Source organism: Arthrospiribacter ruber, from assembly GCF_019343195.1.
Taxonomy (GTDB): domain Bacteria; phylum Bacteroidota; class Bacteroidia; order Cytophagales; family Cyclobacteriaceae; genus Arthrospiribacter; species Arthrospiribacter ruber.
In genome coordinates this window covers 80581-93699 of sequence record NZ_RPHB01000013.1, presented here as the reverse complement: position 1 = coordinate 93699, position 13119 = coordinate 80581, and the positions used below count along the sequence as shown (strand labels likewise).

General features: G+C 38.7%; 10 protein-coding genes. 7 read left to right on the top strand and 3 right to left on the bottom strand.

Annotation, left to right across the window (positions count from 1 at the left end):
- Nucleotides 1-158: 158 nt before the first annotated feature.
- Both EGN73_RS21305 and EGN73_RS21300 read right to left on the bottom strand, forming a co-directional pair.
- Nucleotides 159-743 carry a GrpB family protein gene (locus EGN73_RS21305; RefSeq protein WP_219287023.1) on the bottom strand — a complete coding sequence of 195 codons (585 nt, stop codon included), beginning with the start codon at nt 741-743 and terminating at the stop codon, nt 159-161.
- A 746-nt stretch (nt 744-1489) separates the two neighbouring features.
- On the bottom strand, nt 1490-2464 hold the full coding sequence (locus EGN73_RS21300; protein ID WP_219287024.1) for a Kelch repeat-containing protein: 975 nt from the start codon (nt 2462-2464) through the stop codon (nt 1490-1492).
- 371 nt (nt 2465-2835) lie between these two features.
- Between EGN73_RS21300 and EGN73_RS21295 the strand changes: the two genes are divergently transcribed.
- Together EGN73_RS21295 and EGN73_RS21290 are read left to right on the top strand one after the other, a co-directional pair.
- Complete coding sequence (locus EGN73_RS21295) at nt 2836-5511, top strand: two-component regulator propeller domain-containing protein (RefSeq protein ID WP_219287025.1); 2676 nt, start codon at nt 2836-2838, stop codon at nt 5509-5511.
- Nucleotides 5498-5899 (top strand): response regulator, encoded by a 402-nt coding sequence (locus EGN73_RS21290; protein WP_219287026.1) that lies wholly within the window; start codon nt 5498-5500, stop codon nt 5897-5899. The genes EGN73_RS21295 and EGN73_RS21290 overlap by 14 nt, the downstream gene beginning before the upstream one ends.
- Before the next feature lie 93 nt (nt 5900-5992).
- On the opposite strand, the gene EGN73_RS21285 is transcribed toward EGN73_RS21290, so the two are convergent.
- Nucleotides 5993-6649, bottom strand: a complete 657-nt coding sequence (locus tag EGN73_RS21285; protein ID WP_219287027.1) for a JAB domain-containing protein — start codon at nt 6647-6649, stop codon at nt 5993-5995.
- A 307-nt stretch (nt 6650-6956) separates the two neighbouring features.
- Here EGN73_RS21285 and EGN73_RS21280 point away from each other — a divergent pair, with 307 nt between their 5' ends.
- The 5 genes from EGN73_RS21280 to EGN73_RS21260 all read left to right on the top strand — a co-directional run bounded on the left by EGN73_RS21280 (nt 6957) and on the right by EGN73_RS21260 (nt 13016).
- Nucleotides 6957-7196 carry a hypothetical protein gene (locus tag EGN73_RS21280; protein ID WP_219287028.1) on the top strand — a complete coding sequence of 80 codons (240 nt, stop codon included), beginning with the start codon at nt 6957-6959 and terminating at the stop codon, nt 7194-7196.
- 91 nt (nt 7197-7287) lie between these two features.
- Nucleotides 7288-7890: a DUF6624 domain-containing protein gene (locus EGN73_RS21275; RefSeq protein ID WP_219287029.1), complete on the top strand. Its 603-nt coding sequence runs from the start codon at nt 7288-7290 to the stop codon at nt 7888-7890.
- Nucleotides 7891-8125: 235 nt separating this feature from the next.
- Nucleotides 8126-8500: an Ada metal-binding domain-containing protein gene (locus EGN73_RS21270; RefSeq protein ID WP_219287030.1), complete on the top strand. Its 375-nt coding sequence runs from the start codon at nt 8126-8128 to the stop codon at nt 8498-8500.
- Entirely contained in the window at nt 8449-8625 is a 177-nt protein-coding gene (locus EGN73_RS22895; RefSeq protein ID WP_219287031.1) for an MGMT family protein, read from the top strand. The genes EGN73_RS21270 and EGN73_RS22895 overlap by 52 nt, the downstream gene beginning before the upstream one ends.
- A gap of 350 nt (nt 8626-8975) precedes the next feature.
- Nucleotides 8976-13016, top strand: coding sequence for a two-component regulator propeller domain-containing protein (locus EGN73_RS21260; RefSeq protein WP_219287032.1), 4041 nt, complete (start codon nt 8976-8978; stop codon nt 13014-13016).
- Nucleotides 13017-13119 lie beyond the last annotated feature (103 nt).

The following is a 13119-nucleotide window of genomic DNA, read 5'->3' as shown; positions in this document are numbered from 1 at the left end:
ATAGAAACGGATCAATTGCTGCTCGCGGGGATGAAATTAAAAGAGCTGGAATATCATGGGATACAGATTGTGGCAATATGAGCTCGAAAAGCCAATAGTCAAGTTGTTTGAAGAAAGGTAATTGAATTCTGAAAATTATGATCTGTCCCAAATTTCCCTTAAGCTTCCTGATACCATTCCAAGGCCAATTTTTCAGTAGCTTTTATAAAATCATTTTTACCTGCATTATATTCAAAGTGGTGCTGAAACTCTTGTTTGGCCAATTCAATCTTTAAAGTTTGGTATTCATTTCTTTTTTTTGGATGTGCCCTTAGAAAATCTCTGAATGCAAGATGCCTTATCCATTCAGGACTGTCTTTTACCAATACATGGATATGAGTTAAAGAAAAGAACTCTTTGCCTGCAATATATTCCTCATTTAGACCGATTACTTCAGGGACTTCAATAGGTACCAAAGGTTTCAATTTTCCAAAAAGGCGTCTTTCAGGCAAAATGGCTTCATATATTTTGAAATAGGTATAGCCATTACCGGTCATTGGACCGATCACCTGATCCAATTGCTCTTCCTGGTTAAGCCCTACCATAATATCAATTATCGGTTTTGCCATTAATCCCGCCACACTGGTACTCCCAATATGTTCTATTGCAGGAGAAAACTGCTCCAGAAGATCCTTCAATTTTTGTTTCTCGGTTAGGAATAATCCAACCCATTTTGGATTGTAATCTTCAATAATGATTTTCATGCTAATTTTTTCGTTCGGGATAGCGCTTATTTAATGATTTTCAGCAAAAAGCCTCAAAAACTTTAATGGATCTACTTTTTAAATAACTTACCGGTCAGATGATAGCAGTTTTTAACCCATATTATTTATTGCTTGGTAAAGGTGTGCAATTTACAACAATGTTCTGAACGGGCTTTCTGATGAATTGACCAATAGTAGAATTCCAACCCAAGTAAAAGTTAACCATGTAAATTACCTGGCCGGGCATTTATAAAACTCACAATATGGAATAGTACAGATTTCCTGGTTCAGAGCAGAATTTAAAAAACATAGGTGTATGAGTTAAGCTGATGAAAGTCATTTCATCCAACTCTTCAACAAGTTCACTCAGATCATCTTGGCTAAAGGTCAAAATCAAAAATTACTTCACCTTAAATAGGGCTTGCTGAAAAAGTCTCAGGTATGCCAGATTCAAAGCGGGCGAATGAAGATGTATGCTTATACTTCGAGTGAGCCCAATGAAGAAGATGGTATGCCTGAGGCTAGCCTTAAAATTTCGAATTTTAAAATTTTAAGGAGCACGGAAATCAAACTATAACATTGAATAAGCGTGCACCTGCTTAAAAAGAAAATACCTGACAAACGGGGTATTCATCAAAATTTAAAGCATTTATTCTTCAGTTGGCGTTTTTCAGCACGCCCTAAATAAGTGAAGTAGTTATTTCCTATCTGTGGGTTTTAATCTGATAAGACGGCCCGTCTCGATTTTATTTCCACTCCAGACATTCTATGTCATTCAACTCCGGTCCACCTCCACGGTTGGCACTTCCTGCAGCTACAAAGACTTTTCCTTTCCAATATACCACTCCTGTCCCATGTCTACCTTGGTTGAGATCAGGCAACCTGGTCCAGGTCTCATCTCTGGTATCCAGAACCTCAACTTCAGAATGTCCCTGAACTTGTTGAATACTTTCACCATTCATCACCAGAAGATAGGGCTCATTTCCGATACTTGAAGTCCCTCCCCTTGGTGTTGGCAGGTCTGCACTTACTGTTGACCAGCTATTGGTTTTAAAATCAAAATAATCCACTTCCGGAATGGTCAACTCCAATACTTTTCCTATTTCAGCATGAGAAGTTCTACCTCCGGCAATGTAGGCCCTATCCCCAACCAATGAGGCTGAAAAATGATCCCTTGGCCGGGGAGCATCGGGCAATACTTTCCACTCACCTGTTTTGGTATCATATTCATCAAACCAGGGAACAAATCCATTCCAGTGGCCATCAATGATGCCACAGACCATGTAAATTTTATCTCCACGTGTAAATACCCCGGCAGATCCCCGACGTCTGCTTTCAGGGATTTCGGGTCCCTTTCTCCAGCTATTGTCTTGGGGGTTAAAAATCAAAAATTCCGGGATTGGGGTTTCATGTGGATAAGGACCTGTAAAGGCACCTAAAACGTATATCTCATTTTCGAAAGCGATAGCCTGAAAATGATGAAATTCCATTGGGCTATCTGCAAGTATAGTCCATTCATTTGTCTCAGGGTCAAAAGCTTCCACAGGCCTTTCTCCTCTTCCACCCAGTGCGTAGAATTTCCCATTACACTCCACAAGGGAGTTTTCATGTCTTGGCACAGCTTGGTTGGCTGCCTGAAGTCTTTTCCAGTTAGCCCCAACGGATTGTGCTGAAGCTACGGATGATACAAGAATAAGAATGGTCAAAAGAAAAGGTTTCATAGGTTTGTCGGTTTGCTGGAATGAACAGGAAATTTACATTTTTTAAACCAGAGTTTCAATTTCAATCTTCAAACTTGATTTTCCTGCAGTCAAGTAAGTTGGCTTTTGAAAGGTTTATCATATTATTTATTTCAGATCAATGTATTTCAAAAGTATAGTTCTGTGTTTTCAGAAAACGACAAAAAAAAACTTCACATCCACTTAATCTGACCGGGCTAAAAAAAATAATATCTGTAAAACATGATTTACTATGTAAAATTCAAATTACACTTTATGAAAAAACACCTATAATTAATCCCTAAAAAATTCTTTTAATACAGAAACAAATAATCTACATTTGATTAAATCACCCACTAATCGAAGGTTTGAAAATGATGGACAAAGCATCCTTGCTCCAAAGGATTTTATTCGTTTATTGTACCCTTTTACTAATTTCTGTCCCGCCTTCTTTTTCTCAACAATGGAATATTGTTGAGAAAGAAACTGTTTTTGTAAGAGCTGACTGGAACAATTCCAATGAACTTCCTGTCAACACTGTTTTCAGAACTGTACAGGACCAAAAAGGTTTTGTGTGGATGGCTACAGAAGAAGGGCTTGTTCGGTTTGACGGAAGGTCATTTAAAAACTTCAACCATACCAATAATCCAGACATCCAAACTCCTACCTTCAATGACCTGACTGCTTCTCAGTCCGGAGGTGTTTATGCTGCAAATTCAAATGCTCTTGTACATGCCTCATTCAATAAACTTGAAGTCTTTAACAGCCCAAGGGAACTAGGTCCCGTAAGGTTTACTTCTATTGCGGAGACATTTTCAGGGGAAGTTTATTTAGGAACGCAGAACGGAACGCTCTTTTTGTTTCATGAAAATGAGTTCAAGCAAGTGTATCGTCCTGACACCTTAAAAACAGGTTATATCAGGGAGCTGGAAGATTTTGGTGACCACTTATTGCTTGGAGGGATAAATGGTTTTTTTTCATTTGATAAAAAGACAGGAAAATTCCATGAATATGAATTGCTATCAGGAAAGGATGTGAAGGCTATCCTGATAACACCTGATCGTGAGGTTTACATTGGAACACGGTTACATGGTCTTTATCTTCTAAAAAAAGGGTCTTTGACAAAATTGGAATTACCTGCTGAAGGAGATCTGGAAGAAATCAGTGCACTGGAGTATTCTACTGTTGACAGAAGCATTTGGGTTGGAACTTCCTCTCAGGGAATTTTTAAAATAAAAGGAAAGGAAATCATTAGGCATCCTGATCTCAGCAAAAATTTAAATGAAGTCTGGGATATCTTTGAAGACGATGAAGGGGCCATATGGACCAGTGGATTGGGAATTGGAATTTCCAGATTCAGTTTATCAACTTTTGAAATCTTAGGTGAAAATTCAGGGTTAAGCCATCCCATTATTCTGGCAACAATGGAAGATAGTAAAAAAGGACTTTGGTTGGGGACTCCTGGAGGTGGGCTCAACAGAATAACTTCTACTGGAGTTCAGCACTTTACTACCAAAGAGGGGCTAAGCCATGACCTGGTTTTGAGCCTTGCCCAAAGAGATAATGAGATTTTTATAGGCACAGGTAAGGGATTGAATAAAATCAATTTAAACACACTGAAAATTGAAAAGGGCTTTTTGGACAAGCCTGACCTTGAGGAAGGAGTTATTTATTCCCTTCTTAAAGATTCAAAAAACAATATATGGATAGGCAGCATCAATGGTACTCTTTCAAAACTTGCTCTCGATGGGAGCTTAAAGACAGTACAATTAAATAAAGAGCTGCTGAATGCTAAAATCATTTTTGGCATGGAAGATTCCAATGGGCTACTTTGGTTTGGCACATTTGGAAATGGTTTTTTTTCAATCAATAAAAAAGAAGAAGTCATACATTTCCCTGTATATGACCTAGCACCCTCTCAGATGGTTACCGGAATTTTAGAAGATCCTGAAGGAGACTTATGGATCAGCACACCTGATGGTCTGATTTCATTTTCAAATGGCCAGATGCATATTTTCGGAAAGAAAAACGGATTTCAGTTTGACGGGATTTTCAAAATGATTCCTGATGATGATGGATTGGTCTGGATGAGTGGAAACCACGGGGTTCAGAGTACTTCTATAAAACAACTTATGGAGCTGAAGAAATCGAAGGATGAAAATCACCGGATTGCGTTTAGGCTCTTTGATAAATCAGACGGTCTGATGAATAATGAATTCAATGGAGGATTTCATCCAGCCGGATGGAAGCTTTCAAGCGGATTAATTGTCTTTCCTAGTATGGAAGGTGCAGTCATCATAAACCCAAAAAAAATCAAAGAACAGCGTTCTCTTACCCCACCGTATCTGGAATCTTTGAATTTTGAGAATCAAGAGTTGCATCTTAGTGAGGATATACATGTGCCTGCGGGAGTCAATTTTTTCAATATCAGCTACGGAAATATTGAATTCGACAAACCTAAATCGATCCGATATACATATAGAATCAAAGAACTGGGTCCCCAGTGGATAGACAACGAAAACAGAACAAGAGCATATTTCACCGGATTGAACCCAGGGAAATATGAGTTTCAGGTCAAAGCCGAACAATTCGGGGTATTTTCTGAAACCACTTCATTAAGTTTTACCATAGAGGCTTATTACTATCAAACCATTTGGTTTAAAATTTTGGTCATACTATTCGTTTTCATAATGGGGTTTGGGGTTAGGACGCTGATCATAAATAAGCGAATGAAGGAAGAACTTCAGCAAAAAATCAAATTACAGACAAATGACCTCCATGCCAAAAATGAAACTTTAATAAAGGCGATGGCCCATTTGGAAAAACACAACAGACTATTGGAAGAGGTTGCCTGGACCCAGTCCCACCAATTCAGGGGACCTCTTTCTAAAATCCTTGGGATGGTTGAAGTACTCAAGAATTATGAAAAGTTTAAACATATAGAAAAAACCAAAGCCGAAATTTTAAATGAAATTGAAACAAGCTCTAAAGAACTTGATCAAATTCTTCGGAAATTGAATTTAAAACTCGAGGAGCATGAAGCAGAATAACGGTTCCAACATCCCTGTCATCATAATTGATGATGAATCCGGTATATTATTTCTGCATGAATTGATGGTCGAAGAAAGCAATCTTTCAGACCAAGTATACTCTTTCAGGAAACCTTTAGAAGGTCTGGAATTTATTAAAGAGGCTGTTCAAATCAGTAAGCGTGTCTTGGTTTTACTCGATATCAATATGCCGGAAATGACTGGATGGGAACTGCTTGAAAAGCTGAATGAACTGAATATTACCGATCAGGTCAATGTTATCATGGTTACTTCCTCCATTCAAAAAGCAGATCGGCTGAAAAGCCAAAATTATCCTACTGTGAAAATGTATCTTGAAAAACCCATTGATCTGGAAACGTGTCATTTGATCAAACAGTCCTTATTGTAAAGTGGACAAGTAAAGTCCAAATAACTTACGTTTACAAAACAACCCTGAATTAAAAGTACAGATCAATAAAAAAGAGGCACTCCACCACTTCCATTACATCATTCCTTCGTCTGCAAAGCTGAAGTAAGCATGATCTGTAAAGATGATATGGTCCAGCACGATAATGTCCAGGTGCTTCTCTGCCTCAGAGAGTTTCTGGGTCAGTCTTTTGTCCTGCTCTGATGGTTTCAAGTTTCCTGAGGGATGGTTGTGGACCAGGATCATCGAGCAGCTCTGGTTTTCCAAAGCATGTTTAAAGATCACTTTGGGGTCTGCGATGGTGCCGCATGTTCCACCTGTGCTGATCTTTACTTTTCTTATGACCTGATTGATTCTGTTAAGGAGGATGATATAGAAGTGTTCCACCAGTTCATCCAAGAGGTCTGCTTTCATGATCTGATAGATATCCGAGGAGCAGCATATCTTTATCTTCTTTTGTTCGGGCTCCCTAATTCTTCTCCTTCCCATTTCAAAAGCCAGTACCAATGCCGTTGCTTTGGCTTCACCAATACCTCCTACCTTCATCCAGTCATGTAGGGAGTATTTGGCCAAAGCTGCCAGACTGTAGTTTTCAGCTGTCAGTATTGCTCTTGCCTGTTCTGAGGTAATCCCAGCTATTGCAGCAATCAGGTGGTAATCGGAAAGGGCTGATCTTCCTTTAGTGTAAAGGATTTCAGTTTCTTCTCTGAGGATGTTTCTGGAAGTAGCCATGATCTTATTGCAGACTTTTCACTCCTTGCGCTGGAGCTTTTGTTTAGCCCCTCCCCAGGAGTCTGCAAACCACTGAATGCAAGGTGGAACGGAATAAATCCTCCTCAGAAAACACTTCCTGTTTATGCCGTAAAACCTTGATCCCTTCAGAAAACCCATCAGCCATGTGTGGTTTCAGGGCTCCTATATTTGGCTTTCAAAAGGTCGGAAGTAAAAAATTGAAATTTTAAAAAACTCTGCTCTACTACTTTCCCGAACAAAAAATAATATTTAAAATATCAACATAAAAAAGTCAATAATATTAACAATGGATATTTTCGAAATACTTACACTTATGGATGAAAAAGAAATACAGGTCAACAAAAGGCTGGACAGCATCATTTCATCCAATCTGGATCCCTTTCCCTTTGAGCGGATCAATAAAGGAAAGGCACTCTTAAAGCTTATGGAAGAAATCAGGAAGTACATAGAGACGGATCAATTGCTTCTTGCGGGAATGAAATTAAAAGAGCTGGAATACCTGGGGATAAAGATTGTGAAAAAATGAGCTCAAAAACCTGTAAGAATTTGATAAATTTCACCTAGAATCGACCAGATTCTTGAGTTAAGATAAAATCAACACCCATCAATACTCCAACATGGATATTAGATCTGCCGCTGAAAAAATAATTGCACTGAAAAATGCTGATATGGCATTGAGGAACAGGCTTATTCAAAGCAAACAGCTCCACAAGGCTTACAACAAAGAAATGGAAGCCCTGCATATAAAAAATGCAGATCAATTAAATGAAATTATTGAATCCATTGGATTTCCCAGCATGGAAAAAGTTGGGAAGGAAGCCAATGAAGCGGCCTGGTTAATTATCCAACATGCTATCAGTAAACCGGAGTTTATGAGAAAATGTATGGCCTTAATGGGCAAACAGGTGAAGCAAACTTTGGAGGAGCGAAGACAAATAGCCTATCTTATGGACAGGATAGCTGTGTTTGAAGGAAAACCACAACTATACGGAACACAGTTCGATTGGGATGAAAAAGGACTATTAGGTCCATCCCCCCATGACGGCCTGGAAAGAGTAAATAAAAGAAGAAAATCCATTGGCTTTAATTCCTTGGAAGAACAGACCGATCTCATGCGAGATCAGGTAAAAAATGAAAACCAGATACCTCCTTCAGATTTTGAATTAAGAAAAAAGGAAATTGAATCCTGGAAGAAAACTGTAGGTTGGATAATAGATTAAATAAAACTGAAGATGCAAAGCTAATGTGTTGCATATGAATCCAGGTATCTTAAAAAAAATGCTTGTCAATTTTTCGGTGGATAGCCAAAGCTTCCTTCTATACTTTTGGAATAAAAAACATGAACAAACTAAAAGAATCAGTACTGATATTTTTTTATGCTTTTATGCAATCTAAATTGAAGAAACAGCTGATCCAAGTAATAGAAACAGGGAATTTATCTTTTATTTTCAACTGATGGAACTGAGCAAAGCTGAAATGTACCAGGCAATTTTGGAGAAGGATACTTCCTTTGAAGGTTTATTTTTCACCGCTGTCAAGACTATTGGGATTTTTTGCAAGCCCAGTTGTCCTGCCAGAAAACCAAAGATTGAAAATGTAGAATTTCTTTTTTCAAGTAAGGACTGTTTGCTGAAGGGATACCGCCCCTGCAAAGTCTGTAAACCCTTGGAACCGGTAAAGTCTATGCCATTGGAAATACGAAAACTTTTAAAGGAGATGGTAAGCAATCCTGACCTTAAAATAAATGATAGGGGATTACCTATAAAAAGCAGGCTGAAATGTTGGGAGACCCAATGGCTGTCCGTGCAGTGGCCAGTGCCAATGGGATGAACAGAATTTCCATAATTATTCCATGTCATCGGGTCATCGGGCGTGATGGCAGGCTAACAGGCTATGGAGGAGGGATCTGGCGAAAAAAATACCTTTTGGATTTGGAGGCCGGCATTCATAAATGAACAGACTTTATTTAGGGCGTGCTGAAAAACGCCATCTGGAGAATAAATTCTTTGCATTATGATGAATTCCAATTTAACAAGTATTTTCTTTTTAAGCAGGTGCAAGCTTATTCAATGATCCAGCTTGATTTGCGTGCTCCTGTAAATCAAATAAGTGTTTAATTCAAAGAAACACAACATTGTATTCCCTAGAGAGGTGATCTCCAATACAGTCATATAGGGACAAAGATCCAGGCTTCAGAACCAGAACCCAATCCACTAATTTATTTGTGGTTAAGATGTTTTGTATCTTTACAACAAGATGGGCTAATCCAGTCGTTGGTGTATTAAAAGATTAGCAGGAGTTAACAATGCGCAAATATTTAATTGCTTTATTAGCAGTAGGGTCATTTTTACTGTGTAAGTCAGTGTGGTCAATTGGACAAACTGACCAAATTAGATTTTCTTCCCTGGGGATTAAAGATGGGGTTTCGCATATGCAGGTGAACACCTTTTTGAAGGACACAACAGGATACATGTGGATAGGGACAGCCGCAGGACTCAATAGATATGATGGACACACAGTCAAGGTTTTCGAACACAAATCAAATGATTCCACTACCCTGGATAATAATATGATTCTTGAACTTTTCACTGATCCATTGGGAAGGTTGTGTGTCAAAACTGAACTGGGAATAAATTTTTATGACCCGACTACTCAGACTTTTTCAAGAGATTATTCAAAATATTCAAGGAGATGGGGACTCGAAGGCCAGCAGGTACATAGCATTAAAAACCTTGATAATACCTGGTTTTTGACTGATCATGGCTTGGCAAGATGGAATGCGATAAAACAAAAAGCTGAAACAATCCCTTCATTTACTTCCTATAAGTTAAGTGATATGGGAACTTATGGCCATGAACTTTGGGCCATAAAAAGTGATGGAGTACTCTTAACTTACAACCTTCATCTTCAGGAAATTACCGAAATCGACAGTACTTTATACCAGCAAACGGATGGGGACAAGGCATATCAATTAAAAATAGATTCAAGTGGGCGGGTTTGGATTTATCTCCCAGAAGAAAACTCAGGTTTGTATTGCTACCAAGACAAGGAATGGCAACATTTCACAACAGAAACCCCAGGGTACACCTTAAGCAGCAACCTTGTAAGATCAGTTGAAGAAATCAAAAAAGGCGAAATCTGGGTAGGTACGGATCATGGAGGAATTAATATCATCACTGAAGGCCAAGATGAAATAGCTTACCTGACAGCCAATAGTCAAACAGGACTCTCAGGTAACAGTATCTATACTATTTATAAAGATAGGGATGACTTTGTCTGGGTAGGAACGTATAAAAATGCAGTGAGCTTCTTTCATGAAAAATCCCTTCGCTTTTATCATCTTAGCGATCAGGAAAGGGGCAATTACAAACTCCCTTTTAATGATATCAACTCATTTTCAGAAGATCACAAGGGGAACTGGTTTGCCGGGACCAATGGAAAAGGAATACTCTATTTTGATACAAACTCCGATTCCATCCAGTTATTCGACAGTTCTAATTTCCCGGAAATGCAAAGTGATATCATCGTTTCTCTCCTTTATGACAGCAAACAAAGGCTTTGGGCGGGCACTTATCTTGGTGGTTTGATTAAACTGGAAAAAGGAAAACTTACGGTTTATGACCAGGAGACTGTGAACCTTCCGGACATGAGTATCTGGGAACTCTTTGAGGATTCTAAGGGAAGAATATGGCTAGGGACACTAACCGAAGGTATATTCTTATTTGATCCGGAGACAATGACTTTTTCAAGTCTGGAATTAAAGGACGGGCATGAATTGAACAACAATACATATATATCTGCCATTGAAGAGGATGATAATGGGAGAATATGGATCGGTGGGACTGCCGGGATAGATATCATTTATCCTGAATCGGGACAGGTTGAACACCTCAGCGAGGCCGATGGGTTAGCTCATGATTTTATCATGGATATCAAATCAGGTCCTTCAGGCATTATGTGTGTAGGTAGCCGGGGCGGCCTTACTTTTATTTCAGAAAACAAAAACATTTCCAATTTCAGTGTAGCAGACGGACTTCCCCATTCCAATGTACTTTCACTTTTGTATCATCAAAATGAACTTTGGTTGAGCACACCACATGGATTGAGCGTGGTTCGGAATTTGATGACAGAAAGCAAAATCACCATCCAGGCTTTCAATGCCGATCAAGGACTTTTATACACTGGATTTAATGAAAATGCCGCCGCGGTATCCAGCAAAGGGGAATTGGTCTTTGGAGGCACCCATGGGATCTATATAGTGGATCCCGGTCAATTTGAAGATGCTCTTTCCCAACCCAAAGTGGTGTTTTCCGATTTTGAATTGTTCAATAATAAACTGAGAATAGGGGAAACAGTCAATGGGAGAACATTGCTGGGCCAAGACATCAATTATATCGATAAAATAGTCCTTAAACCCGGTGAAAACAGTTTTTCTGTTGGATTTACCAGTTTGGATTTTCTTAAAAACTCCAATTCAAAATACCGGTACAGGTTAAAAGGCTTTGAGAATAGCTGGCAAGAAAGCGACAACAAAAACCGAAGAGCCGTCTACACAAACCTCAACCCGGGGAAATACCTACTTGAAATAAGTGCTGCAAATCCATCTGGTCAATTCAAGGAGACGAGTGCAACTTTGGCCATACAGATCCTGCCACCTTTTTACCAGACTGGTTGGGCTTATTTCATGTATGCTGTTATGTTGTTGGGTGTTTTGTATTTTTCAAGGAGATTGATTTTGAGCCGTGCCAATGCAAAGTTTCAAATCGAACAAGAACGACGGGAAGCACAACAACTTCATGAACTGGACAAGCTAAAAATCAGATTTCTCACCAATCTTAGTCATGAATTCCGTACTCCCATATCGCTTATCCTGGCCCCTATTGAGAAACTGCTAAGTTCTGAAAAAGAAAGCCCCAATAAGAAACAATATCAATTGATATACAAAAATGCCAACCGCATTCTAAAACTTACTGATCAAATACTTGATTTTAAGAAATTGGAACAGGAAGAAGAAGGCCTCAACTTGCTGGAAGGTGATTTAATGGCTTTTATCAAGGATTTGATGAATTCCTTTTATGGAATTTCTGAAAGACAGGGTATCAAATTTGAATATCAATTGACGCCTCTGTCCTATTACACTTCTTTTGATATGGATAAGCTGGAAAAAATCATTTTCAATCTACTTTCCAATTCTTTTAAATTTACTGCAGATTCAGGTACAGTCTCTGTAAAAACAAAAATCTCTGAGAATATAGATGGAAGATCAATATTGACATTATGCGTAGCAGATAGTGGAGTGGGTATTCCGGCACACGACCAAGCCCGGCTTTTCGAAAGGTTTTATCAGGTCGAATCCCACAAACACCTGACCAACACGAGGGGAAGTGGTATTGGTCTTGCGATAACAAAAGAATATGTAGATCTTCATGGCGGTTCTATCCATTTTGAAAGTAAGGTGGGTGTAGGCACGACTTTTTACGTTTCCCTTCCATTGAATGCTGTTGTCACACCAGTACCGGCGGAAGAACCCATTGCTCTGTCCAGCACCTTGGGTGAAAACAAAGTGAAAATCCTGGTGGCTGAAGACAATCCTGATTTTAGGGCATTTTTGATTGAATACCTTCAGGAAGATTTTCAGGTAATAGAGGCAAGTAACGGTAAAGAAGGCTGGAAAAAAACGCTTGCTTTTTCCCCTGATCTGATATTAAGTGATTTGATGATGCCTGAGGTAAATGGTATTTCCTTTTGTAGAAAGGTAAAAAATGATCCACGAACCTCGCACATACCTTTTATCCTGTTGACTGCCTTTACAGACAATGAGAGAAGGCTTCAGAGTATGGATATAGGTGCCAATGATTATATCACAAAGCCCTTCAATTATCAGGTATTAAACTCACGAATAAAAAACCTTATTCAGGAACAACAAAATCTGAAAAATACGCTGGCAAAAAAAGTCAAAGTCAGCGCGAAGGATATCATTATAGATTCTGAGGATCAAAAATTTGTCTATAAAGTAACTGAAATAGTAGAGAAATTTCTTGAAAACCCTGAGTTCAACGTAAAGCAATTGAGTGACAATATGGCCATGAGCAGAGTACATCTGTACAATAAACTCACTGCATTGACAGGCATGACGCCACAGGAATTTATCCGGGACATGAGACTTAAAAGAAGTATTCAATATTTGGAAAAAAGTAAACTGTCTATCGCGGAAATTGCATATGCAGTAGGTTTTAACAGCCCAAAAGTTTACAGTAAGTCTTTTAAGTCAACTTATGGTTATACCCCAAGTGATTTTTTATCCAGCCAACTTGCGAATTTCAAAAACTCCCCAAACACAGATTAAATTGTATTTTTTTAACAAATTTTTACCTTTTTAACCTCAGAACCCCCTATTCTTAACATTTAGAACCCTTCATCTATCACATTTTTTCCAGTTTTGGGACAAT

Bases quoted from the DNA above. Each gene is read 5' to 3' on its own strand.
- EGN73_RS21305 (WP_219287023.1), bottom strand. From the start codon at position 743: ATGAAAATCATTATTGAAGATTACAATCCAAAATGGGTTGGATTATTC.
- EGN73_RS21300 (WP_219287024.1), bottom strand. From the start codon at position 2,464: ATGAAACCTTTTCTTTTGACCATTCTTATTCTTGTATCATCCGTAGCT.
- EGN73_RS21295 (WP_219287025.1), top strand. From the start codon at position 2,836: ATGATGGACAAAGCATCCTTGCTCCAAAGGATTTTATTCGTTTATTGT.
- EGN73_RS21290 (WP_219287026.1), top strand. From the start codon at position 5,498: ATGAAGCAGAATAACGGTTCCAACATCCCTGTCATCATAATTGATGAT.
- EGN73_RS21285 (WP_219287027.1), bottom strand. From the start codon at position 6,649: ATGGCTACTTCCAGAAACATCCTCAGAGAAGAAACTGAAATCCTTTAC.
- EGN73_RS21280 (WP_219287028.1), top strand. From the start codon at position 6,957: ATGGATATTTTCGAAATACTTACACTTATGGATGAAAAAGAAATACAG.
- EGN73_RS21275 (WP_219287029.1), top strand. From the start codon at position 7,288: ATGGATATTAGATCTGCCGCTGAAAAAATAATTGCACTGAAAAATGCT.
- EGN73_RS21270 (WP_219287030.1), top strand. From the start codon at position 8,126: ATGGAACTGAGCAAAGCTGAAATGTACCAGGCAATTTTGGAGAAGGAT.
- EGN73_RS22895 (WP_219287031.1), top strand. From the start codon at position 8,449: ATGTTGGGAGACCCAATGGCTGTCCGTGCAGTGGCCAGTGCCAATGGG.
- EGN73_RS21260 (WP_219287032.1), top strand. From the start codon at position 8,976: ATGCGCAAATATTTAATTGCTTTATTAGCAGTAGGGTCATTTTTACTG.